The organism is Caulobacter mirabilis, assembly GCF_002749615.1.
Lineage (GTDB): Bacteria > Pseudomonadota > Alphaproteobacteria > Caulobacterales > Caulobacteraceae > Caulobacter > Caulobacter mirabilis.
Genome location: NZ_CP024201.1, coordinates 235,380 through 259,047 on the forward strand (window position 1 = coordinate 235,380; position 23,668 = coordinate 259,047).

Annotated in this window: 17 protein-coding genes; 14 read left to right on the plus strand and 3 right to left on the minus strand. The window is 67.5% G+C overall.

Annotation, left to right across the window (positions count from 1 at the left end):
* Positions 1-18: 18 nt before the first annotated feature.
* The gene (locus CSW64_RS01185) at positions 19-1,575 is read left to right on the plus strand and encodes a sensor histidine kinase (protein ID WP_172448415.1); all 1,557 of its coding nucleotides are present in this window, start codon (positions 19-21) and stop codon (positions 1,573-1,575) included.
* On the opposite strand, the gene CSW64_RS22145 is transcribed toward CSW64_RS01185, so the two are convergent.
* Positions 1,572-2,414 (minus strand): hypothetical protein, encoded by an 843-nt coding sequence (locus tag CSW64_RS22145; protein ID WP_099620375.1) that lies wholly within the window; start codon positions 2,412-2,414, stop codon positions 1,572-1,574. The genes CSW64_RS01185 and CSW64_RS22145 overlap by 4 nt on opposite strands.
* Before the next feature lie 369 nt (positions 2,415-2,783).
* On the opposite strand from CSW64_RS22145, the gene CSW64_RS01195 reads away from it, so the two are divergent.
* Positions 2,784-3,356, plus strand: coding sequence for an OmpA family protein (locus tag CSW64_RS01195; protein ID WP_099620376.1), 573 nt, complete (start codon positions 2,784-2,786; stop codon positions 3,354-3,356).
* Between the two features lie 51 nt (positions 3,357-3,407).
* Here CSW64_RS01195 and CSW64_RS01200 read toward each other — a convergent pair whose 3' ends face one another.
* A complete protein-coding gene (locus CSW64_RS01200) occupies positions 3,408-5,339 on the minus strand; it encodes a S9 family peptidase (protein ID WP_099620377.1) in 1,932 nt (643 codons plus the stop codon).
* Between the two features lie 26 nt (positions 5,340-5,365).
* On the minus strand, positions 5,366-7,183 hold the full coding sequence (locus CSW64_RS01205; RefSeq protein ID WP_099620378.1) for an ABC transporter ATP-binding protein: 1,818 nt from the start codon (positions 7,181-7,183) through the stop codon (positions 5,366-5,368).
* 278 nt (positions 7,184-7,461) lie between these two features.
* Between CSW64_RS01205 and CSW64_RS01210 the strand changes: the two genes are divergently transcribed.
* The 12 genes from CSW64_RS01210 to CSW64_RS01265 all read left to right on the plus strand — a co-directional run bounded on the left by CSW64_RS01210 (position 7,462) and on the right by CSW64_RS01265 (position 23,553).
* A complete protein-coding gene (locus tag CSW64_RS01210; RefSeq protein ID WP_245863796.1) occupies positions 7,462-8,247 on the plus strand; it encodes a division plane positioning ATPase MipZ in 786 nt (261 codons plus the stop codon).
* 111 nt (positions 8,248-8,358) lie between these two features.
* Positions 8,359-9,393, plus strand: coding sequence for a WecB/TagA/CpsF family glycosyltransferase (locus CSW64_RS01215; protein WP_099620380.1), 1,035 nt, complete (start codon positions 8,359-8,361; stop codon positions 9,391-9,393).
* An 82-nt stretch (positions 9,394-9,475) separates the two neighbouring features.
* Positions 9,476-11,533 carry an NAD(+) synthase gene (locus tag CSW64_RS01220; protein ID WP_099620381.1) on the plus strand — a complete coding sequence of 686 codons (2,058 nt, stop codon included), beginning with the start codon at positions 9,476-9,478 and terminating at the stop codon, positions 11,531-11,533.
* A gap of 304 nt (positions 11,534-11,837) precedes the next feature.
* On the plus strand, positions 11,838-12,878 hold the full coding sequence (locus CSW64_RS22375; protein ID WP_099620382.1) for an OmpA family protein: 1,041 nt from the start codon (positions 11,838-11,840) through the stop codon (positions 12,876-12,878).
* 304 nt (positions 12,879-13,182) lie between these two features.
* A complete protein-coding gene (locus tag CSW64_RS01230) occupies positions 13,183-13,422 on the plus strand; it encodes a hypothetical protein (RefSeq protein ID WP_099620383.1) in 240 nt (79 codons plus the stop codon).
* Between the two features lie 515 nt (positions 13,423-13,937).
* Positions 13,938-14,498 (plus strand): polysaccharide biosynthesis/export family protein, encoded by a 561-nt coding sequence (locus CSW64_RS01235; protein WP_172448418.1) that lies wholly within the window; start codon positions 13,938-13,940, stop codon positions 14,496-14,498.
* A gap of 119 nt (positions 14,499-14,617) precedes the next feature.
* A complete protein-coding gene (locus CSW64_RS01240) occupies positions 14,618-16,783 on the plus strand; it encodes a GumC family protein (protein WP_172448419.1) in 2,166 nt (721 codons plus the stop codon).
* Between the two features lie 3 nt (positions 16,784-16,786).
* Positions 16,787-18,007, plus strand: a complete 1,221-nt coding sequence (locus CSW64_RS01245; RefSeq protein ID WP_099620386.1) for a tetratricopeptide repeat protein — start codon at positions 16,787-16,789, stop codon at positions 18,005-18,007.
* Positions 18,007-19,473 carry an O-antigen ligase family protein gene (locus CSW64_RS01250; protein WP_099620387.1) on the plus strand — a complete coding sequence of 489 codons (1,467 nt, stop codon included), beginning with the start codon at positions 18,007-18,009 and terminating at the stop codon, positions 19,471-19,473. Before CSW64_RS01245 ends, CSW64_RS01250 begins: the two co-directional genes overlap by 1 nt.
* A gap of 242 nt (positions 19,474-19,715) precedes the next feature.
* A complete protein-coding gene (locus CSW64_RS01255) occupies positions 19,716-21,641 on the plus strand; it encodes an SDR family NAD(P)-dependent oxidoreductase (RefSeq protein ID WP_099620388.1) in 1,926 nt (641 codons plus the stop codon).
* Positions 21,638-22,660 carry a Gfo/Idh/MocA family protein gene (locus tag CSW64_RS01260; RefSeq protein WP_099620389.1) on the plus strand — a complete coding sequence of 341 codons (1,023 nt, stop codon included), beginning with the start codon at positions 21,638-21,640 and terminating at the stop codon, positions 22,658-22,660. The genes CSW64_RS01255 and CSW64_RS01260 overlap by 4 nt, the downstream gene beginning before the upstream one ends.
* Before the next feature lie 8 nt (positions 22,661-22,668).
* Positions 22,669-23,553 (plus strand): DapH/DapD/GlmU-related protein, encoded by an 885-nt coding sequence (locus CSW64_RS01265; RefSeq protein ID WP_172448420.1) that lies wholly within the window; start codon positions 22,669-22,671, stop codon positions 23,551-23,553.
* Positions 23,554-23,668: the final 115 nt, after the last annotated feature.

The following is a 23,668-nucleotide window of genomic DNA, read 5'->3' on the forward strand; positions in this document are numbered from 1 at the left end:
GCCCGGGGGAAGATGTTCATGCGCTTCGGGGACTGGAGCATTCCCGCGAAGTTGGTCGCCGTCTTTTCGGCGCTGGTCGCGACGATCGCGGCCACCGGCGTGGTCGTGCACTTCGCCGTGGAGAATCACGAGCAGTCGGCCGACCGCACCGCTCACGCCCATGAAATCCTGCGCGCGGCCGGCGACGCCGAGTACCGGTTGGTGCGCCAGGAAAACGCCCTGCGCGGCTACCTTCTCTCGGGGGACGCCTACTATCTGCGCCGGCTCGAAAACGTGCACCGCGCGCGGTTCGAGACTCAGCTGGCCCATCTGCGGCGGATCACCGCCGGAGACCCAGAACTCGAAGCGGGCGTTCGCCGCCTGACCGAGGCTTACGGCGACTACCGCCGGCGGGTGATCGAGCCGGTCGAGAGGCTGCCCTCTTCCGGCGTCGCGCGGATCGAGGCGGCGGGTCTGGTGCGGCCGGATGGTCTCGCCGACCGGGCCATCGAGCCGGCCGAAGCGGCCCTGGCGGTCCTGACCCGCCAGGCGGAAGCCCGCGCCGCCCGGGAGGTGGGCGTCCAGGACCGAGCCGCCGCCGTCGCGCGAAGCACGCTCGTGGCGGGCGTTCTGTTCTCGGCGCTGCTGACGGTCCTGTCGGCGCTATGGCTGTCCCGGATGATCGCGCAGCCGGTCTCCCGCCTGTCGGCCGCCATGGACCGGGTGCGATCCGGCGAGGGCTTCCATCCGACCGGCGCGACAGCTCGGGGCGACGAGATCGGCCGCCTGACGCGCGCCTTCGACGCCATGGTGGTCGATCTTGATCGTCGCCAGGTTTCCCTCCGGCAGGCGATGGAGGATCTGACCGTGGCGCGGGACCGAGCCGAGGCGGCCAGCGTCGCCAAATCCCGCTTCCTGGCCAACATGAGCCACGAAATCCGCACGCCGCTCAACGGCGTCCTGGGCATGGTCCAGGCCATCGAGATGGATCAGCTCTCGCCGCGCCAGCGTGAGCGCGTGGGCCTGGTCAAGACCTCGGGCGTCGCCCTGCTGGCCCTGGTCAACGACGTGCTCGATCTGGCCAAGGTCGAGGCGGGTCGGACCGACCTGACGATCGAGCCGTTCGAGCTGCTCGATCTGCTTGAGGAGGTGAGGGGGACCTTCCAGCCTCTGGCCGAGGCCAAGGCGCTCGCGCTGGTCGTGCAGATCGCGCCTGACGCGGCGGGCGCCTGGGTCGGCGACCGGGCGCGGCTGCGGCAGATCCTGTCGAACCTGGTCGCCAACGCGGTGAAGTTCACCGACCACGGCGCGGTGTTCATCGACGGGGGCGCCGGCGGCGATGGGCTGCGGCTCGTCGTTCGGGATACCGGGATAGGCATTCCGTTCGATCGCCAGGCCGAGCTGTTCCAGAAGTTCACCCAGCTCGACAGTTCGCCCACCCGCCGGCATGGCGGCGCCGGGCTGGGACTCGCGATCTGCCGCGAACTGAGCGCCCTGATGGGCGGCTCGATCGGCGTCGACAGCGTCGAAGGCCAAGGCGCGCGGTTCGAGGTGCGCCTGCCGCTGTCGCGCGCGGCTGCTTCCGTCGCGGCCTAGCGGCGCGCGGCCAGAAGGTCGTTCCAGCGCCAGCGCTCCGAGCCGAGCGCCAGTCTCGGCGACCCAGGAGCATCCGCGAAGGTGATCAGCACCAGGCCCCGCATCGGCTGAGTCCGGCAGGCCGCCGGGGCGAAGGCGACCTCCATGGCGATCGCCTGGCGCACCCCGGCCAGGCCCTTGCCGTCCTGGCCGGGGTTGCGCATCCACTCCCCGTTCCAGACCAGGATGGCCTTGCCGCCGGCCGACAACGAACGATGCGCCTGTGTCACGGCGGCGCGGACCTCGCGATCTCCGCGCAAGGCCTCCTGCAGGCGCTCGACCATGTCGCAACGCCCGCCGCCTCCGCCGCCTGCGCCATCGCCGCCCCCAGCGCCCTGCCCGGCTCCGGCGACCAGCGCACCGGCCAGGGCGGCGTCACCGAGCAGGACGGAGGGTTCGCCAATGGCGCCGCCGGGCGCGGGCAGGGGCTCCACGTCCGGCGGCGGCGAAGTCTTGGCGACGCGCGGCTGAACGACCGGCTTGGCGGGGGAGGGGCGTTTCGCGGCAGGTTTCGGGGTGGCCGGCGGCGCCTTGCGCGGCGCCGCGGCCGCCGGCTTGTCCGGCGCCTTGCTCGCGGTCTCGGCGGGTTTGGGGGCGGGCGGCGGTTCCGGCGGAGGCGGAGGAGGCGGCAGGACGATCGCGGCGATCGGCGTTTCCGGATAGGCCGTGACGGCGGGGCCTCGCGGGGTCACGGCCGCCAGGGTCAGGAGCAGCGCGACGTGCGCCGAGACGGCCAGGCCGACGGCGGGCGCCCAGCGCTTCAGGCGCGCTGACGGGGCTCGGTCATCCGCTCGGGTCATGCGGCCCCGCGCCGCGGATGCGGAAACAGGACGGGGACGATCGATCTTCGCCAGCGAGACATTTTTCGCTGAAACCACCTGACCACGTCAGGATCGTGGCGCCGGGATCGTGATTTTGAGCGCTAGCGTTCCAATTGTGCGGAATATGATCGATACGCTACTCTAGGTTTGAGCAGATGGGCGCGCTGAACGCGCAACTCTCAATATAGTTCCATCCCTCGAAATATTATTTGTTTGGGCGCGTGTGATCTTACATGCGGCGGCCATGTTATTGCCAACGCCTCGCCATCATTCTGCCTCGACCGATCCCGTAGTTGCGGGGTTGCGTGATTACTGGGGTTCGGTCCCTGGGAAAGAATGGAGAGAGACTTGAACAGATCGATGCTCAAGACCGCGGCCGTTGGCGGCCTGCTGGTCACGATGGGATTGGTGACGACCGGCTGCGCGAGCCACAAGTTCGTGCGCGAACAGGTGGCTGTGGTCGATCAGCGCGTCGAGGGGGTCGACCAGCGGGTGACCCAGGTCGACGGCACGGCGCGCCAGGCGCTGGACCGCGCGACCTCGGCCCACAAGCTGGCCGAGGGCAAGTTCCTCTATGAGGTGGTGCTGTCCGACGACTCGGTGAAGTTCCCGACGGATCGGCACGCCCTGTCGCCGGAAGCTGAACAGCGGCTGGCCGAATTCGCCGACCGCCTGAAGGGCGAGAACCGCAACGTCTACCTGGAGATCCAGGGGTACACGGACTCGACCGGCGACGAGGCTCACAACGAGCAACTCGGCCAGGCCCGCGCCGAGGCCGTTCGCCGTTACCTCAACCGCGCCGGCGTCGCGCTGAACCGTATGGCGACGATCTCGTATGGCGAAGCCGAACCGGTCGCGCCGAACGAAACCCGCGAAGGCCGCGCGCAAAACCGCCGCGTCACCATCGTGGTGCTGAGCTAGGAGACACGGCCGCTCCCGTTCGGGGAGCGGCCGACGCCGCCGTCGGCGGAACTATTCGCCGAACACCTTGCGCAGGAAGAGGATCTCCGCCTCACGTTGGGCGTCGATGTTCTGCTTCTTGCGGAAGCCGTGGCCTTCGTCCGCGGCGATCATGTACCAGACGTCATTCCCCTGGCCGCGCACCTTGGCCACGATCTGCTCGGCCTCGGTCCAGGGCACGCGCGGGTCGTTCCGCCCCTGGATGACGAACAGCGGCTTGGTCATCTTCTGGGTCAGGTTCAGCGGCGAGATCTGGTCGAAGACGGCCTTCATCTTCGGATCCCGCTCGTCGCCATACTCCGCCCGGCGGTTGTCGCGACGATAGCCTTCCGTGTTCTGCAGGAAGGTGGTGAAGCTGGAGATGCCGACGATGTCGATCGCCCCGGCAAGGCGATCACTGTAGGCGGCCAGCGAAGCCAGGGTCATGAAGCCGCCGTACGAGCCGCCGGTGACCACGACGCGATCCTTATCCAGGTCCGGCTGGGTCGCGATCCAGTCGAGCAGGGCGCCGATATCCTTGACGCTGTCCTGGCGCTTGGGTCCGTTGTCGAGCAGCAGGTAGGACTTGCCGTAGCCGTCGGAGCCGCGGACGTTCGGCACGATCACCGCCGCGCCCAGCTCCTTCACCCAGAACTGCTGCCGCGTGTTGAACCCCGGGCGAGCCTGCGCCTCCGGGCCGCCGTGGATGTCGATGATCACCGGGCGTTTGCCGGGCGCGCCCTTCGGGCGATAGATCCAGGCGGGGACCTGCAGGCCGTCGAACGACTTCACACTGATCAGGGTCGGGTCGACCAGCGCCGCCGGGTCCAGGCCGCCGGTCTCGCTGGTGGTCCAGCGGGTCAGCACGCCGGCGGTCACCTCCCAGCTCCAGACGTCGGCGGGCGAGGTCGAGCTGTTGACGCCGATCGCCAGTTTCGAGCCGTCCGGCGAGAACTCCAGCGCGGTCAGCACCCCGACCGGCAGTTCGGGCTGGGGCAGCGCGCGACGGGTGACGAAGTCCTGGACCACGACCTTGGATCGGCCGCCCTCATTGACGCCGTAGGCCAGGACCCGGCCGTCCTTGCTGAGATCGAAGGACTCGATGTCCCACTTCAGGTCGGCCGGCGTGACGGCGGTCTTCCTGCCGCTGGCCAGATCGATCTCGACCAGCCGCTTGAACTCGCCGTCCTCGTCGCTGAGCACCAGCACGGCGCGGCCGTCCCGGGCGAAGGCGCCGCCGGCGTAGGCGATGGCGCGCTTGGAGTCGTTCAGCGGCTTCAGCGCGCCGGTCGTCAGGTCCAGCGTGAACAGCTTGCTGGCGGTCGAGGTGATGTAGCGTTGGACCAGCGCCATCCGGCCGTCGGGCGACATGGCGGTGATGTGGATCGCGCCCTCGCCCTCGAGGAGCACCCGGCGACTGGCGGGGTCGCCGACCGTCATGGCCATGATGTCGTAGTTGCCGTCGCCCGGCGTGACGCGGCTCCAGTACAGCGTCTTGCCGTCCGGCGAGAAGGTGAAGCCCTCGTTGCGGGTCTTGGGCTCGGTCACCGCAACCTCCGCTCCGGTCAGGCCGGCGAGGTAGCCCTGGAAGTACTCGTCGCCGCCGGTGTCCTTGGTGAACAGGAAGCTGTTCGTCCCGGGGCGGGCGAGCGCGCCGGGCACCGGCTCGTCGAAGAAGGTCAACTGGGTGCGAACGCCGCCCGGCGCGGCGACACGGTGCAACTGGTTGGTCTGGCCGAAGCGGGTGACGATCAGCATCGAGCCGTCGTCCAGCCAGTCGGCGAAACTGGCCGGCCGGCTGTTCTGATAGCGGCGAAGTTCGTCGCGCAGCGCCGGCGGCGTCGCCGGCACGTTTTCGAGCGTCAGCGTCCCGGCGGTGCGTTTTTCGACGGGAGCGGATTGCGCTAGCGCGGGACTGGCGACGACCGCGACGGCGGCGGTGGCGAGCAGGAAACGGCGGATCATGGAACGGCCCCCATACATCTTGAACTTCAGGCGGGATCGAATTCGCTGACGAGGTGCCCGGGGGCCGCCTCCAGCAGCTTCGGAACATAGATCGGCGCCGCGGGATCGACCGGCAGGCGGGACGGCAGGAACCGCAGCGCGGCGCGCGGGTCCATCGGCGAGGCCGGCTCCCCTGTCAGCTTCACGCGCTCGCGGGCGCGTTCGACCGCCGGGTCGGGGATCGGCGCGGCGGAGAGCAGGGCGCGGGTGTAGGGGTGACGCGGGTTTTCGTAGAGCTGCGCGCGGTCGGCCTGTTCCATGACCCGGCCCAGGTAGAGCACCAGCACCCGGTGGCTGATCTCGCGCACCACCGCCAGATCGTGGCTGATGAACATCATGGCCATGCCGAGCTGCTTCTGGAGATCGATCAGCAGGTCGATGATCTGCGCCCGGATCGAGACGTCCAGGGCGCTGACGGCCTCGTCGCAGATGACCAGCTTGGGCTGCAGGATCATCGCCCGGGCGATGCCCACCCGCTGATTCTGGCCGCCGCTCAGCTCGTGCGGATAGCGGTTGATCAGCGCCGGCGAGAGGCCGCACCGCTCCATCATCGTCGCCGCGGCCGTCTGTCGCTCGGCGCGGCTCATGCCAGGGCGGAAGATCGACAGCGGTTCGGCGATCGAGTCGCCGATCGGCGTGCGCGGGTCCAGGCTGGCCAGCGGATCCTGGAAGACGATCTGCAGATCCTGGCGAGCGTTGCGCATCGCCTCTCGGTCGGCGTGGGTGATGTCGCGGCCCATCACCGTCACCGCACCGCCCAGTTCGCCGTTTCCCGGCGGCAGCAGGCGGAGCACGGCGCGGGCGAGGGTCGACTTGCCGCTGCCGCTTTCACCGACGACGCTGAGCGTCTCGCCCCGGCGAATACGGAAGTCGACGCCGTCCACGGCCCTGAGACTCCGTTTGCGGCCGAGCATGCCCTCACGGATGTCGAACCAGACCTTCACGTCCCGGCCTTCCACGATCGTGGGCGCATCGGCGGCCACCGGCGTGATCGTCGGCCTGCCGCCGCGATCGTCGCGGTCCAGCCGGGGGATCGCCGCGAGCAGGTCGCGCGTATAGTCGGTCTCCGGCGCGGCGAATATCTCGCGCACGGGCCCCTCCTCGACGTAGGCGCCGTCCTTCATCACGCAGACGCGGTCGGCCAGACGGGCGATCACGCCCATGTCGTGGGTGATCAGCACCAGGGCCGCGCCGGTCTCGCGGACCAGATCGGCCATCAGGTCCAGGATTTCGGCCTGCACCGTCACGTCGAGCGCGGTGGTCGGCTCGTCGGCGATCAGCAGGCGCGGACCGCAGGCCATGGCCGCCGCGATCATCACCCGCTGACGCATGCCGCCGCTGAGCTCGTGCGGGTACTGTCGCATCCGGCGCTCCGGTTCCGGGATGCGGACCTTCTTCAGCCATTCCAGGGCGCGGGCGTTCGCCTCGGTCTTCGACAGGCCCAGGTGCAGCCGCAGCGGTTCGGCGATCTGTTCGCCGATGCGCACATGCGGGGTCAGGGCCGTCAGCGGGTCCTGGAAGATCATCGTCATCTTCGACCCGCGCAGCCTGTTCAGCCGGGCCGGCTTGAGACCCAGCAGCTCCTGCCCGTCGAGCCGGGCCGAGCCTTCCGCCCGGCCGTTGGCGGCGAGCAGGCCCATCACCGTCATGAAGGTCTGGCTCTTGCCCGAGCCGCTCTCGCCGACCACGCCCAGGCATTCGCCGGCCGCGATCGAAAGGCTGACGCCCCGGACGGCTTCGACGACTCCGTCGTGCGTCGAGAACCGGATCTTCAGGTTGTCGACGGCGAGGACGGGCTGGGACAAGGAGAACTCGGAGATGGCCGGCGCGCGGGAACGGCGACCTTAGCGATTACGCGGCCGGGCGCAAATCAGGCGGCCGGCGGGTCGAGTTGACAACCCGCGTCGCCTCCGGAACGTTCAAACGGGGCGGTCAAACGCAACGGCCAAGGGCGGAGCGCCCCAGGGGGAAGAGCATGAGAGGCATCTGGCGGCGACCGCCGCCGCCCGGGCGAGCGAGTTTCCGGGTTGAAGGATTTTCTCCACCGCCGACGCCTGAACGACGGAGAGGCGCGCCGAAGGTCGTGATCGTCGCCAACGAGAAGGGCGGCGTCGGCAAATCCACGGTGTCGGCGCTCATTTCGACGGCGATGATGTACCATGGCGCCCGGGTCGCGGTGATCGACGTCGACCTGCGCCAGCAGTCGCTCAGCCATTTCTTCGCGAACCGGCGGCGCTGGCTGCCGGCGGCCGGCGTCGATGCGCCGATCCCGCTGGAATACAAGCTGACCGAAGACACGGTCGCGCTGGCCGACGCCGATCCCGCGTCCATGGTCTCGGTGTTCGAGCGGGCGCTCGTCCTGGCGATGGAGGCGGCCGACGTCGTGGTCGTCGACACGCCCGGCGGGAACACGCCTCTTTCCAAGTCGGCGCATCTGCAGGCCGATCTGCTGGTCACGCCGATGAACGACAGCTTCGTCGACTTCGACATGCTCGGCGCGATTGACCCCGTGACGCTCAAGGTCCTTCGGCCCAGCGTCTATTCGAAGGTGGTGCACGACTCCAGGAAACGGCGGGCCGAGTATGGGCGGCAGCTGGACTGGGTGGTGCTGCGCAACCGTCTGGCGGCGACCGAGACCCGCAACCGGGAACGCGTGGGGGCGGGGATCGAGGCGCTGGCGCAGCAGATCGGGTTCCGCGTGGCGCCCGGCCTTCGCGAGCGGGTCGCCTACCGGGAGATGTTCCCCTTCGGCCTGACCGTCGCCGACCTTTCCTTCGGATTGAGGCCGGCCGAGGTGTCGGTGCCGCGTCGGGCCGCCCAGGAGGAGGTCCGCGATCTGCTGATCGCGCTCAGACTTATCGAAGGGTGAGCGCAGCCGTCGCCGCTTAGCGATGCGTTCACCGTGATTCCTCACCGGGACTTAAGCTCGTTCGCCTAGGGTCGAAGTCGACGGGAAGGGCCCTGTCGGCGGAGAACTTGAATGCGGATAGGCGAGGGAGGTCTGCGCGGCGACGCCGCGCCGCAGCCGCGCCGACCGTTCCGGCTCAAGCGCCGCCCGGAGGAGCGCGTGCGGCTTCTGGGCCAGACCATGGACATGGTGAAGGCGGAAGAAGTCCTGCACTTCGTCGCCAATCATGTCGCACAGGGCAAGCGGGCGATCGTCGCCAACCACAATCTTCACAGCCTGGCGCTGCTTCGTGGCAGCCCCGAGCTTCAGGCCTTCTTCGACAAGGCCGATCTGGTCGAGATCGATTCGCGGCCGCTGCTTTTCTGGGCCAAGTTGACCGGCCGCAAGCGCGCGCAGGCCTTCCATCGCTGCACCTATCTCGACTGGCGCGACGACTTCTGGGAGATCGCCCACGTCCATCGTTGGCGCGTCTTCTATCTGGGCGGCGCGCCGGGCGTGGCCGCGGCCGCCGCCGCCAATATCGGCAAGACGCGTCCCGGCGCCCGGATCGCGGTGCGGGACGGCTTTTTCGACATGACGCCCGGTTCCGCCGGAGCCCAGAGCGTGCTCGACGAGATCAACGCGTTTCGTCCGGACGTCCTCATGGTGGGCATGGGCATGCCGCGCCAGGAGCTCTGGATTCACCGCCACTACGACCTTCTGACCCCTTGCGTCGTTCTGCCGGTCGGCGCGGCGTTCGACTACGAGGCGGGCGTCCAGCGCGCGGCGCCTCGCTGGATGGGGCGGTTGGGACTGGAGTGGCTCTTCCGGCTGGCGGCGGACCCCAAGCGCCTGTTCCATCGCTACTGCGTCGAGCCCTGGCTGTTGGTTGATCTGCTGGCGCGGGATCTGGTCGAGAGCCGGCCCGCACGGGCGTCCGAGCCCGAGCGCCGGCGCGTGCAGCTGCCCGATTCGCCTCGACGTCGTGCTTCGGATCTGCGGGGACAGGGTGAGGGGCCGTCGCCGGCCGATTCCTCGCCCGCCTCGAGGGTGGCGATGATCGCGCCCAACGCGCCGCGGTCCGGGGCGCCTGAAAGCGGTGAACGGCCGTTGGCCGAACAGAGCTGACCCCCCACCGGCGACGTTTGCGGTATAGACACCCTACATTGGTCTATGGGCCGTCCTTCGTCGGTCCCCTGGAAGGTCCTGGATGTCGAACCGCGAGCCGTTTCCGTTCCTGTCGCCCTATCGGCACGGCTTCGTGCGCGTCGCGGCCTGCGTTCCGACCATCGCTCTGGCCGATCCCGCCGCGAACGCCGCCGAAACCCTGGCGCTGATCCGTCAGGGCCACGATCGCGGGGCGGCGCTGATGGTGTTCCCAGAGCTTGGGCTCAGCGGCTACTCGATCGACGACCTGCTGATGCAGGACGCGCTGTTGGATGCGGTCGAGAGCGCGATCGAGACGCTGGTCGCGGCGAGTCGCGACCTTCGCCCCGTCTTCGCCGTGGGGGCGCCGCTGCGGTTCGAGGGACGTCTGTTCAATGCGGCGGTTGTCATCCACGACGGCGAAATCCTGGGAGCGATACCCAAGACCTTCCTGCCCAATTATCGCGAGTACTATGAGCGGCGTTGGTTCGCGAGCGGCCTCGGCGTGATCGGCCGCACGGCCCGAATCGCCGGGCGCGACGTTCCGTTCGGAACCGACCTGCTGTTCCGGTCGGAAGGAGATGCTCCGTTCACCTTCCACGCCGAGATCTGCGAGGATGTGTGGACGCCGCAGCCGCCCTCGACCCTGGCGGCGCTGGGCGGCGCCGAGATCCTGCTGAATCTGTCGGCCAGCAACATCGTCATCGGCAAGGCCGAGGCCCGGCGGCTGCTGTGCGCCTCCCAATCGATGCGTTGCCAGGCGGTCTACGCCTACTCGGCCGCGGGTGTCGGAGAGTCGACGACCGACAACGCCTGGGACGGGCAGGCCTCGATCTTCGAGCTGGGCGAGCCGCTGGCGGAGAGCGAGCGCTTTCCCGCCGAGTCCACGCTGGCGCTGGTCGATGTCGACCTTGGCCGGGTGCGTCAGGAGCGAATCCGCACCGGATCCTTCGGCGACAGCATCGCCAGCCGGCAGGCGGAAATGGGCTACCGCGTACAGAGCTTCACCTTCGCGGCGCCATCCGGGGAGCTTCCCCTGGAGCGCGCCGTCGACCGCTTCCCGTTCGTGCCGGACGACGAGACCCGGCTCGCAGAGAACTGCCATGAAGCCTACAACGTGCAGGCGCAGGGGCTGGCCCAGCGACTGAAGGCGACCGGCCTGTCGCGGCTGGTGATCGGCGTGTCGGGCGGCCTCGATTCGACCCAGGCGTTGCTCGTTTCGGCCAAGGTGATGGACATGCTCGGTCGGCCGCGCACGGACATCCTCGCCTTCACCATGCCGGGCTTCGGGACGTCCGAGCGAACCCGCGGCAACGCGTGGCAGCTGATGGAGGCCCTGGGCGTCACGGCCGCCGAGCTCGACATCCGACCGGCGGCCCGACAGATGCTGGCGGATCTCGATCACCCGTTCGGCCGCGGCGAGCCGGTCTACGACGTGACCTTCGAGAACGTTCAGGCCGGTCTGCGCACGGACTATCTGTTCCGCATCGCCAATCAGCGCGGCGGGCTGGTGGTCGGGACCGGAGACCTGTCCGAACTGGCGCTCGGCTGGTGCACCTACGGCGTCGGCGACCACATGAGTCACTACAACCCCAACGGGTCTGTGCCCAAGACGCTCATCCAGCATTTGATCCGGTTCGTCGCCCAGTCCGGAGAGGTTTCCGCCGGGGCGGAAAAGGTGTTGCGCGATATCCTCGCCACCGAAATTTCTCCCGAGCTGGTGCCGCCCGACTCAACTGGGGCGGGTCAGTCCACGGAGGCCGTCGTCGGTCCCTATGCCCTGCAGGACTTCAATCTCCATCACCTTGCGCGATTCGGCATGACGCCGTCGAAGATCGCCTATCTGGCGCTGGCCGCCTGGGGGGATTCCGAGCGCGGCGCCTGGCCGTCGGCCGTGCCCCGGGAGGAGCGGCGCGCCTATAACATCAATGAAATCAAAGGCTGGTTACGGGTTTTCCTGAAGCGCTTCTTCGCCAACCAGTTCAAGCGGTCCGCCGTGCCGAACGGCCCGAAGATCTCGTCGGGCGGCGCGCTCTCGCCGCGAGGGGATTGGCGGATGCCGTCCGACGCGAGGGTTTCGGCCTGGCTCAACGAGCTTGAGGGAAACGTTCCAGAAAGCTGATGCCCCTCTCATTGACCGTCCGGCGAGTGTCGTCGCAGGGTGGAAAGGCCAGGAGAGTTATTGTAGGGTCCGCGCTGTTTCGAGGGTCCGCTCTCTTTTCTGCGGAAACTTGAAACAACTGTGGAACCAATCCGGCGTAGATGCGTTTGTGCAGCGTCGTGAACGCCTATCCAGGCGCTCAGGCCGTTGGGGGGTTCCCCAAGATTACACCCAAGGGCGGTTCGCCGTCCGACACGTTCATCGATGCCAGGCGATTGGCGCAGGCACAACGAGTGAGGGGCTCAACGTGAGAAAAAGAGCATTGATGCTGGGCGCCGTCCTGAGCGCCATGGCGCTGGCGCCGGCGGCGCAAGCGCAAGACTCGGGCTGGTATGGCGCTTTTGACATCGGCTACCATTGGTCGACCGTCGAGGTGGACACCGCCAAGCTCGGCAGCATTGGCGAACTGGATGTCGAAGACCTGGCCGGGTTTGCGCGTCTGGGCTACAAGCTCTCGCCGAACTGGCGGGTCGAGTTCGAAGCCGGCACGCGCCCGGGCGATGTGGATGAGAGCGGCGTCAACGGCCGTTTCCGCACCCACTCCTTCATGGGCAACCTGATCTATGATTTCGACGCGTTCTCGCTGAAGCCGTTCGTCGGCGCCGGCGTCGGCGCCGCGCGCGGTCAGGCTGGTCTCCTGACCCCGAACCCGTACGTCGTCGACACCGGCGACAGCGACACCACCTTCGCGTGGCAGCTGCTGGCCGGTCTGGCCTTCCCGCTGGGTGAAAACCTGCAGGGCGACCTGACCTACCGCTACTTCAAGACGGCTGACTTCGACTTCGCCAGCGGCTCGTCGACGCTCGGCGGCGACCTGAGCGCGAGCGTCGAAGATCACTCGGTGACCTTCGGTCTGCGGTACACCTTCGGCGCTCCGCCGCCGCCGCCGCCGCCTCCCCCGCCGCCGCCGCCGCCGCCGCCTCCCCCGCCGCCTCCCCCGCCGCCGCCGCCTCCGCCGCCGCCGGCCTACGAGGCGCGTGAGTTCATCGTCTACTTCCCGTTCGATCAGTACATCCTGACGCCGGAAGCCCAGACGGTGGTGAATGAAGCGGCTCAGTACGCCTCGGCCGGCAACGCCACGCGCGTCGTGGTCGTCGGCCACACCGACTCGTCGGGCTCGCCCAAGTACAACGTCCGCCTGTCGGAACGTCGTGCGAAGGCCGTGGCCGACGCCCTGGTGGGCCAAGGCCTGAACGCCGGCGCCCTGCAGGTCGACTGGAAGGGTGAAACGGAACTGGCCGTGCCGACCGGCGACGGCGTGAAGGAACCGCTGAACCGCCGTTCGACGATCTCGATCAACTTCTGATCCTGATCATCGGCTGCTAAGCCAAGCGAAGCCCCGGTCGAAAGGCCGGGGCTTTTGCTTTCTGTTAGTAATCTTCCGGTTGCGCTCGGTGGCGATCTCGCTACAAATCGATCTGCTCGGGAGGAGGATTTCCTGAACGGCAAGTGACCGAAAATTACACTCTGTAGTCTTTTGGCCGCACCCCGTTCTTTTTTCTCGATCCGTTGCTTGAACTAGGGTTGCAGGCGTTTCGCAGGGGGGCTATTGGTCTTCCTGACGCTCAGGCGCCGATGGCCCTTGCGTTGTAACAAGGATGAGGTGAGACATGCTTCGCAAATGTGCCACCGCCGTCGCTGTTGGCCTGGTTTGCCTTTCGGGGCAGGCCTTCGCTCAACAGGCTCCGGCTAAGGCCGCTACCAGCGCGGTTGCCCGCGTTGGCGCTCCGGCCGCTCAATCGAACCAGTTCGAGGCTTCGCCCTGGCTGCTGTTCGTGATCTTCGGCGTCGCCACCACCGCGGTTATCATCGCGGCGAATGACGACGACGACGGTCCGTCGAGCCCGTAGGGGTAGCTCTATCGGCTTCGGCCGATATAGAAATCTTGAGAAAGCCAGCGGACCTCAAAGTCCGCTGGCTTTTTCTATGGCCCACAAGAGGCGGGGCCGTGAGGTCGGTAACGACGCACTTGACCGAGCATTGGCGAGCGCGGATAAGGCGGCTCTGCTGTTTGATTTTCTGTCGCCAATCAAGGCGTTCGGTCCAAGGCGGAAGCGTGACGGAAAGCGTCTTTCTAAGGACTTGTTCCGATGAAAGAGTTGTTGCTCCGGCTACGGGATCCAAGCGCCCGCCTTCTTGATCGAACGTGTTGCTCAACATCGACTGAAGAAGAGCGGCATCGCCGGGTGAGGGCGTGTTTGATGCGGGAGGTTCTATGACGGCTGTGATCGCGAGGGGGTCTTCTCGAGCCATCGCTATGCGCTCGGCGCTGGTTCTCGTGGTTTCCGCCCTGGCGCTTTCCGCCTGTGCGAGCGGGAGCCGCAATCAGGCCTCGTCGTTTTCGGTGCCGTCGGCGCCGGAGCCGATGAAAACCGAGTACAAGATCGGTCCGCTCGACGAGCTCAGCATCAACGTCTTCCAGGTCAAGGATCTCACGCTCGAGAAGGTCCAGGTGGACGCGACGGGCAACATCCTGCTGCCGCTGATCGGCCAGGTCGCCGCGTCCGGCAAGACGACCACCGAACTGTCGGCCGACATTTCCGCCGCTCTCGGTCAGAAGTATCTCCAGTCGCCGCAGGTTTCGGTTCTGGTGGTTCAATCGGCGAACCAGAAGGTGACCGTCGACGGCTCGGTCAACGAAGCGGGCGTCTTCGTCATGAAGGGGCGGACGACGCTGATGCAGGCCGTGGCCATGGCCAAGGGCCCCAACCGGACCGCGAACCTCCAGCGCGTGGTCGTGTTCCGGAGCGTGGGCGGCCAGCGGATGGCCGCCACGTTCGACCTGGCCGCCATTCGGCGCGGCGAGATGCCAGATCCTGAAATTCTCGGCGACGACGTGGTCGTGGTCGACGGCTCGGCGGCGAAAGGGATCGTTCGTGAAGTTCTGGCGGCCCTCCCTGCGCTCGCCATCTTCCGGCCGTACTAAACCAGCCACTGCTTGGGCCTCCTAGTTGGGATTCCGTACCGATGTTGGGTAAAGATAACGACGCGAGGCCCATCAGTCTTCGCGACCAGCGCGCTCCTGTCATCGTGGGCGCGGCGCCGGTGCCCTGGACGGCCATGGAGGAGACGGCGGAGCCGGCCTTCAACCTGGTCGAATACTGGCGAATGCTGCTCAAGCATCGCGTGCTGATCGCGGTGATCTTCGTCGCGGCCCTGGTCGTCGGCGTCGCCGCGACGCTGCTGATGACGCCGATCTACACCGCTGACGCGACGCTGCAGATCGATCGCGAGGCCGCTAAGGTCGTCGAGGGCGACGTGTCTCCGCAGGAGACGTCGACGCTGGGGATGGAGTTCTTCCAGACCCAGTATGGTCTTCTGGAAAGCCGGATGCTGGCCGAGCGCGTGGCCGACAATCTGGGCCTGAACTCGTCCAACGCCTTCCTTGAGCAGATGAACGTCGACCCTCGCGAAGAGGGTTCGACCGACGCCGAGCGTCGTGCGAAGCGCAAGGAGCAGGTCGTCCAGGTTCTGCAGGACAATCTGGTGATCAAGCCGGTCACCGGATCGCGCCTGGTTCACGTCGTCTTCAGCAGCCCCGATCCGGCCCTGTCCGCGAAGATCTCGAACGCCTTCGCGGAGAATTTCATCAAGGCCAATCTCGACCGGCGCTTCGAGTCGTCCGCCTACGCCCGCGACTTCCTCGAAGACCGGATCGCTCAGGTTAAGGCGCGCCTCGAGGAGACCGAGCGTCAGCTCGTCGCTTACGCCGCCGAGCAGCAGATCATCAATCTCACCGAGCCTGACGAGAAGACGGGGGCGGCGCAGTCGCTGGTCGCCACGGATCTCGCCTCGATGAACCAGGCCCTGGCGCAGGCCACGGCGGCGCGCGTCTCCGCGGAGGCCAAGTGGCGCCAGGCCAGCACGGCCGCCGTCATGACCCTGCCCGAGGTTCTGCAGAACCCGGCCGTCCAGCAGATCGCCCAGGACCGGGCCCGCCTGAACGCCGAGTACCAGCAGAAGCTCAGGGTCTATAAGCCTGACTTCCCGGAGATGCAGCAGCTGAAGGCCCAGCTCAGCGAGCTCGACGCCCAGCAGAACGCCATCGCCGGCGACATCCGCGCGTCCCTGCGCGCCCGCTACTCGGCGGCGCTCGCCGAGGAGCAGTCGCTCCGCGGCCGCGTCGGCGGCCTCAAGCAGGACGTGCTGAGTCTCCGTAGCCGCAGCGTGCAGTACAACATCCTGCAGCGCGAGCTGGACACCAGCCGGACGCTCTATGACGGGCTGCTGCAGCGCTACAAGGAAATCGGCGTCGCCGGAGGCGTCGCCGCGAACAACATCTCGCTGGTCGACCGCGCGGAGCCGCCTTCGCGGCCTTCGAAGCCGAGCATTCCCTTGAACATCCTGGTGTCCGCGATCGTGGGCCTGGGCCTGGGCGTGCTGATGGCCTTCATCCGCGAAGCTCTGGACGAGTCCCTGTCGACCCCGGAGGACGTGGAAGCCAAGCTCGGCGTGCCGGTGCTCGGGGCGATCCCGTTGCTCGAGAAGGGCGTGCGCCCCGCCGCCGCCCTGGACGAAATCCGGTCGAGCTTCGCGGAGGCCTACTACTCGCTGCGCACCGCGCTCCAGTTCTCGACGCCGGACGGCGTGCCGTCGACGCTCCTCATCACCAGCGCCAAGCCTTCCGAGGGGAAGAGCACCACGGCGCTGGCGGTTGCGCGAAGCCTGGCTCGCGTCGGCGGCAGCGTGCTGCTGATCGATTCCGACCTCCGGAACCCGTCGATGCACCAGGTCCTGGCGGCGGAGAACTCCAAGGGCCTGAGCAACATCCTCGCCGGGGGCGCCTCGCTCCAGGCCGTCGTTCAGCCGACGAGCGAGCCCAACCTGAGCTTCGTGGCCTGTGGTCCGCTCCCGCCCAATCCGGCGGAGCTGCTCAGCGGGAACCGCGTCTCCCTGCTGCTGGAAGAGGCCTGCCGCCATTTCGACACCGTCGTCATCGATGGCCCGCCGGTCCTCGGCCTGTCCGACGCGCCGCTGCTCGCGTCTCAGGTCGGGGGAACGCTCTTCGTCCTCGAGGCCGGCGGCACGCGCCGCGGCCAGGCGAGGGGCGCGCTGAAGCGGCTCCGGATGGGCCAGGCGCGCCTGCTGGGCATCGTGCTGACCAAGTTCAACATGAAGACGACGTCCTACGGTTACAGCTACTCGTACGACTACACGTACGGCAGCACGGGGTCGCAAGGATCGCTGCAAACCAGCCGCCGATCGGCCTAACCCATGACGTCGCGCTCCGGTGATCATCAGCCGAAGCGGTGGGTCTGGGGGGCGGCGTGGGGGGTCTCTCTGCTGCTAGGCGGCCTTGCGCTCGCTCAGGGCGCGGCCAGCATTCTTCCGGCCGCCGCCGCCGTTCACATCGCGCCCTGGTCGGGACGATGGAAGGCGGAACTTGCCGCGCAACACCTCGCCGCCGGCGACGTCGAAGGCGCGCGAAGCCTCGCGCTTCAGGCGCTGCGCGGCGAGCCCGCGAACGTCGAAGCCCTGCGAACGCTGGGGTTGGCGGCCGCCCAGGCGGGCGACCCGAAGGCGGAACGTCTGGTCTCCCTGGCGGCCGAGCGCGGGTTCCGGGATGGTCCTTCACATCTGTGGATGTTCGAAAACCGGGTCCGGGCGAGAGACTATCCGGCGGCGTTCCTGCATGCGGATGCGCTTCTTCGCCGCCGCTTGGATGTTCGCGCCTCGATGTTCCGGACGGTCGCCGAGCTGGCCCGCAACGATCCCGCCGCGAAGACGGCGCTGATCGAGCGGCTCGAAACCGAGCCGAGCTGGAGGAGCGAGTTCTTCTACTATCTGGCCAACGACGGCCTTTATGCCGGGCTGGCGGACGACCTGGCGCTCGGCCTCAACGCGGCCGGGCATGGGCTTTCGCCCGACGAACAGACGATCATCTACATGGGCCTGGTCAGCCAACGGCGCCTTGCAGAGGTCTCGCGCCTACGTCGCGGGCTCGGGGGGCAGGCGAACAGCCTCGTCGTGGACAGCGCGTTCGACGGCGTGTCCGAGCCGCTGCCCTTTCGGTGGAATCTTTTCGGCGGCGTCGGCTCCGCCGTCGATCTGACCGAGGACGGCCTGCGTGGCGGGAACCGCGCCCTGCGGATCGAGTACGACGGCTACTCGGCGCCCGGCATGGTCAACCAGCTGCTGCTGCTGGAGCCCGGACGATACGAACTCGTCGGCCAGCGCCGATCGGAAGACGACCAGCCGATCCGGACAGGCTGGTCGATCATCTGCGCGGACGATGGCCGGATGATCGCCTCCGAGAGCGTGGCTCCGCCACAGCATCATTGGGCGCGGTTCAGGCTCGCCTTCGAGGTGCCGGCGCAGGGATGCGTCGGGCAGTGGCTGCAGCTCCAGGCGCATCCGCTGGACCGGCGCCAGACCATCGTCGTCTGGTATGACGACCTGAACGTTCAACGCGCCGAGATGAAGCAGGCTTTCTGATGGTCGAGGCACGGAAGAAGACGAGGAGCCGCGTCAGCGCCGGGGGGCGTCAACAGCGCCCGCTCGGCCAGCGCTTCGGGATGAGCATCGACCTTCTGACGGGCTTGAGCCTGGCGTTGGCGGCGACATCGTTCCTGCTCGGCGGCGCCAGCCGCGAGAACGAAGGCCTGCTCGCCGTCGTCGAGCTTTCGGCGCTGCCGCTGCTCTGTGTCGCGGGCGGACGTCTTTATCTCTCGGGCCAGTGGCGCAACCACATCGCGGCCTTGCTGCTGATGGGCGCCGTCCTTCTGTTGCCGCTGATCCAGCTGATCCCGCTTCCCTACGGCGTCTGGACCGCCCTGCCTCAGCGTGAAGCCCTGGCCGGAGCTCTGGAGGCGGCGGGCGCGGGGCGTCCCTGGGCGCCGCTGTCGCTCACGCCCGAGTTCACGCTTGCGGTTTTCCTGGGCCTCCTCCCGCCGGCGGCGATGTTCCTCGCGGCGCTGCAGCTGACCCCGCGCGCGCAGCGAGGGATCGTCGGCGTCTACATTGCGCTGGCCGCCGTCTCCGTCCTGATCGGGCTGTTCCAGGCTTTCGGAGACCTTTCGGGCGCGCTGTATCCCTACAAGACAACGAACTACGGGTCGCCAGTCGGTCTGTTCGCGAACCGGAACCATCTGGCGACGTTGCTGTTGGCCACGCTTCCCCTGGCGGGTCTGTTCCTCGCGGAAACCGGTTCGGGCCAGACGGACCGTTCCAAGCTCGTCATCGCCGGCGCCGCCCTGTTCACCCTCATAGCGCTGGTGGGGCTGATCGCGATCGAGTCCCGCGCGGGGATCCTGCTGGCTGGACCGGCCCTCATCGCCCTGCTGCTGGTGGCGCGGAAGACCGGCCGGCGCCGCGGCTCCAACGGGCGCTGGCACCTTGTGGCGGGCGGGGCGCTGGCCATGGCGAGCGTGGTGGTGGTCTTCGCGATCGAGCCAATTCTGAAGCGCTTCGGAGCGCCTCCGGAGGTGGGTCGGGCGGACGCCTGGCAGACCATTGCACAGGCCGCGGGGGCCTATATGCCGTTCGGCGGAGGATTCGGCGCCTTCGACACCGTGTACCGCTCGGTCGAACCTCTCAGTCGGGTTGCGCCGAACTACTTCAACCACGCGCACAACGACTATCTTGAGCTGTGGTTGGAGGGCGGACTTCTAGGCCTGCTTCTTCTCCTGGCCGCCCTGGTCTGGCTCGGGGTCGAGACGGTCCGCACATGGCGCAACAGGGAAGGTTCCGCCCTCTCCCTGGCGGTGACGGCCTCGATCGCCTTGGTTCTGCTGCATTCCGCCGTGGATTATCCGCTTCGGACCCAAACCATGGCTGTGCTGTTCGCGTTCTGCTGCGGCGTCATAGCCAACGGACGCGTCCTTTCACCGGAGAGGCGCCGCTCGCGGCGGCGCCGTCCACCGGAGGGGAGTGGCATTGACAGAGAGAATGTCGAAGCCTAAGCCGTGAGTTGAGCGACGCTCCGTGCTTCGGAACCTTACACAGCTAGTGTTGTTAAGTTGTTCCATGATGAACACCATCCGGTAGGGGGCGTTATATTGCTTCGGAAACTGTGGGCGATGATCTGTTTTCCACCTCGTCCAAGTGGGGAGATTGCTGGTGCGCAGTCTTTTGATGAGGAGCGGGCTGTTCGCCTTGGGGAGGCGCCGCTCCTTCGTTCAAACCAATACGATGTGAGCCGCTGATGAAGCCTCCGATCAGCCGGTTTGCGGACCAGGCCAGAAAGTACGCACTCCACGTCTTCCTGGTCTTTGCGGCATTTGTCGTCGCCTACGAGGTTCGGCGCGGGCTTCCGCTCGAATGGTGGGTGACGAATCCCGAGGCCCTTCGTGTTCTGCGCTGGGCCGCTCTCTACGCGGCGATCGCGGCGGTGGTCGAGCTCGTGTCCCGGACGGAGCGAGCCGCCTGGCGGTTCTCGTCGGCGCGGGAGCTGTTGGCGCTCTTCCGGAGCGTGACCATCACATCGGCCCTCTTCCTGGGCACGATCTTCCTGGTCGATCGGGGGCTGGCCTTGCCCCGTTCGGTGCTCCTGTTGGCCTGGCTGATCAGCCTGGTGTTCCTGGTCGGCGTCCGGATCGTGTGGCGGATGGCCTACGACCGTTCGCTGGCCTTGAGCATGTTCCCCTTCATGCGGCCGTCGAGGAACGAGAACGGGCTGCTGGTGGTCGGCGAGATCGGCGACGCCGAGAGCTATCTTCGCAGCGTATCCGGCGCGCCGGATCCGGCCTATGCGCCGCTGGCGATCGTTTCGACCTCGCCCCAGGACGTGGGGTTGCAGATGCACGGCGTCGCCGTGTTGGCGACGACGAAGGATCTGCTCGCCCTCGCCGGCGCCGAGGACGTGAAGGGTAAGCGATTCCCCGCGATCCTTTTCCTGCGCGAGCCGATCGGGCATCTCGGATTGTCCGCCGAGACGCTGGGCGAGCTGAAGGCCGCGGGACATCGTCTGCTGCGGCTGCCGAGCATCGTTGAACTGGGCGACGAACAGGGCGGGGGCGGCCTCCTGCGCGAGATGGTCCTGGAGGACTTCCTGGCGCGCCCGCCGGTGCGTCTCGACACCCAGCGCATCCGGAACCTCGTCGAGGGACGGCGGGTGCTGGTGACGGGCGCCGGGGGCAGCATCGGCTCGGAAATCGCCCGCCAGCTGGTGGCGATGAACTGCTCGCACATCACGCTGCTGGATCATTCCGAGCACCTGCTCTTCGAGATCAACCGCCAGATCGAGCGGCTGTCCGGAACGCAGACCTCGCGCCCCTTCCTCTGCAACGTCCGCGACAAGGAGCGCGTCGAGGCGGTGTTCCTGAGCGAACGCCCTGAGCTCGTCTTCCACGCCGCCGCCCTGAAGCATGTGACGCTGGTCGAGAAGAATGTCTGCGAGGGCGTGCTGACCAACGTCCTGGGGACCGCGAACGTCGTCGACGCCGCCCTGGCCGCCAAGGCGCGTCAGGTCGTCCTGGTCTCGACCGACAAGGCCGTGGCGCCGACAAGCGTCATGGGGGCCACCAAGCGGTTGGCGGAAGCGGTGCTGCCGCAGTCCGACGACCTGACGACCCAGTTCTGCGCGGTGCGCTTCGGCAATGTGCTGGGGTCAGCGGGGTCGGTGGTGCCGATCTTCCGCGATCAGATCGAGCGCGGCGGACCGGTGACCATCACCCACCCCGACGTCGAACGGTATTTCATGACGATCCCGGAGGCCGTGCAGCTGGTCCTCTACGCGACCGCCCTCCGAGCGGACACGAGCGGCTCCCTTCCTAAGAAGTATGTGCTCGAGATGGGCGAGCCGGTGAAGATCGTCGATCTGGCGCGTCAGATGGCGGCGCTGAACGGCAAGACCCTGGGCGAGGATATCCCGATGATGATCATCGGACTTCAGCCGGGCGAGAAGCTGACCGAAGAGCTCGTCGACGTGAACGAGGCCACCCTCGAGCGGCTGCCGGGGATCCGGGAGATTCTGACCAAGACACAAGGCGCCGACTTCAGCGCCGAGGCTATCGAAAAGCTCGTCGTCCTCGCGAGAGAGGACCGGTCGGACGAAGTGCTGCGCATGATTTCCGAGCGTATCTCGATGCTTCGAGGCAGCGACTTGGTTGAGTTGGGATACGCGAAATGAATCTGTACGAGAACGCTCCCAGGACGGCGCTGATCGGCTGCGGTCGTTGGGGGCGGAACATTGCGCGCGCGCTGGCGCGTCTCGGCTCGCTGGAGGTGATCGTTGATCCGATGGCGGACGGACTCGCCGACTATGCCGGCGAGCTCGGCGTCAGGGCGACCTCCGACATGGGCGCCGCCTTCGCCGGCGACATCGAAGCCGTCGCGATCGCCGCGCCGGCCGTCGACCATGCCCGGCTGATCCAGGAGGCCCTGTTCGCCGGGAAGCATGTGTTCGTCGAAAAGCCGCTGGCGCTCAACATGGCGGACGCCACGCGCGTGGCCGACCAGGCCGCGGCCAGCGGCCTGACGCTGATGGTGGGACATCTGCTGCAGTATCACCCGGCCTTCGTCCGGTTGAGCGAGATGGTCGCCGAAGGCGCCATCGGCGAACTGCGGCACGTCAGCTCCAACCGGTTGAATCCCGGCGCGATCCGCACCGAAGAGAACGCCCTGTGGAGCATGGCTCCCCATGACTTCTCCATGATCCTGAAGCTGATCGGCGCGCCGCCGAAGTCGGTCCAGGCGCTTCCGGTGCACGTCGTGAGCCCGGTCATTCCCGATCGCGTGGTCGTGCAGATGCGGTTCGACGGCGCGGTCAGCGCGCAGGCCGACGTGTCGTGGCTGTCGCCGTTCAAGGAGCACAAGCTCGTCGTCCTAGGAACGGAGGGCGCGCTCGTCTTCGAAGACACCGCGGCCGACGCCGGCCGCAAGCTGGTCCACTATCCCGGCTATCTCGACGCCTCGAACGGCGCGCCGAGATTCGTGAAGGGGCCGGGTCTGCCGGTCGAATATCCGTCCGACGAGCCGCTGCTGAACGAAATGCGTTGGTTCCTCGACTGCGTGCGCGGCAAGACGCAGCCACGTTCCGACGCCGCCGAGGCCATCGCCGTGCTGAGCCTCCTCGAGGCGGCGCAGGCGGCCAGCGACCAGCATTCCGCGGACTGGACGGCGAGCGACCGGGTGAGCGCGACCGTATGAACCACCGCTTGAGTGACTTCCAAGCGCTTGGCGGCCTGTCGGTGCTGCGCGATGGGGCGTTCGCGATCACCGGGAAGCTGTCGACCCCTCTGAATGGCCTTTGCGTGCCTCTGAGGTCTGCGAAGTATGCGGATGAGGTCAACGCCAACCCGAGAATCGTCGCCGTCATCACGCGGCCGGATATCGCCGAACGGCTTGATTCTCGGCTCGCGGTAGCGGTCACCGAAGATCCCGACGGCGTCCACAGCGAACTGCATGTCCTCTGCGCCAAGGCGCATGAAGCGGCGTTGGCCGCGTCGCCGACGCGGATTCACCCCGATGCGCACATCGATCCGGATGCGCGGGTGGCGCCCTACGGCGTCGACATCGGGCCGGGCGTCCATGTCGCCGCCAAGGTGGTGATCGCCGCCGGCGTCACGATCGAGGACGACTGCATCATTCACCCGGGCGTCGCCCTGGGCGTCAGCGCGTTCAACACCGGCATCGTGCAGGGGCGGCGGCGGATCATCCCCTCGATCGGCGGCGTTCGGCTTCGCCGAGGCGTCGAAATCCTGGCGAACTCCTGTATCGCCAAGGCGATCTTCGGGGGCGAGACCACGATCGGCGAAGAGACCGTCACCGACAACCTGGTCTACATCGCGCACGATTGTCAGATCGGCCGACGGGTCCAGATCTGCGCGCTGGTCAATGTGCTCGGCCGGGTGGTGGTGGGCGACGAGGCCTACCTGGGGCCGTCGGCCGTGATCGTGAACGGGGTGTCCGTCGGCGCGAGGGCCAAGGTGTCCATCGGCGCCGTGGTGACTCAGAACGTTCCCGACGACCAACAGGTCAGCGGGAACTTCGCCATCGATCATCAGAACTTTCTGGCCCACATGCGTCAGATTAGGGGGTGACGGTCCTGTTGCTCGGCTTCCAGCTCGAGTACTAAGAGCCCGGCGGGCGGCATCCGAGATCGAGCCTGCACGCCGTGGTGCGTAAAGCGCGGACAAGCCGCGCTGTCGCGCAACG

Coding starts and splice junctions, on each gene's coding strand:
- CSW64_RS22375 (WP_099620382.1), top strand. CDS start 11,838: ATGCTGGGCGCCGTCCTGAGCGCCATGGCGCTGGCGCCGGCGGCGCAA.
- CSW64_RS01200 (WP_099620377.1), bottom strand. CDS start 5,339: ATGATCCGCCGTTTCCTGCTCGCCACCGCCGCCGTCGCGGTCGTCGCC.
- CSW64_RS01260 (WP_099620389.1), top strand. CDS start 21,638: ATGAATCTGTACGAGAACGCTCCCAGGACGGCGCTGATCGGCTGCGGT.
- CSW64_RS01245 (WP_099620386.1), top strand. CDS start 16,787: ATGACGTCGCGCTCCGGTGATCATCAGCCGAAGCGGTGGGTCTGGGGG.
- CSW64_RS01250 (WP_099620387.1), top strand. CDS start 18,007: ATGGTCGAGGCACGGAAGAAGACGAGGAGCCGCGTCAGCGCCGGGGGG.
- CSW64_RS01215 (WP_099620380.1), top strand. CDS start 8,359: ATGCGGATAGGCGAGGGAGGTCTGCGCGGCGACGCCGCGCCGCAGCCG.
- CSW64_RS01230 (WP_099620383.1), top strand. CDS start 13,183: ATGCTTCGCAAATGTGCCACCGCCGTCGCTGTTGGCCTGGTTTGCCTT.
- CSW64_RS22145 (WP_099620375.1), bottom strand. CDS start 2,414: ATGACCCGAGCGGATGACCGAGCCCCGTCAGCGCGCCTGAAGCGCTGG.
- CSW64_RS01255 (WP_099620388.1), top strand. CDS start 19,716: ATGAAGCCTCCGATCAGCCGGTTTGCGGACCAGGCCAGAAAGTACGCA.
- CSW64_RS01185 (WP_172448415.1), top strand. CDS start 19: ATGCGCTTCGGGGACTGGAGCATTCCCGCGAAGTTGGTCGCCGTCTTT.
- CSW64_RS01220 (WP_099620381.1), top strand. CDS start 9,476: ATGTCGAACCGCGAGCCGTTTCCGTTCCTGTCGCCCTATCGGCACGGC.
- CSW64_RS01235 (WP_172448418.1), top strand. CDS start 13,938: ATGAAAACCGAGTACAAGATCGGTCCGCTCGACGAGCTCAGCATCAAC.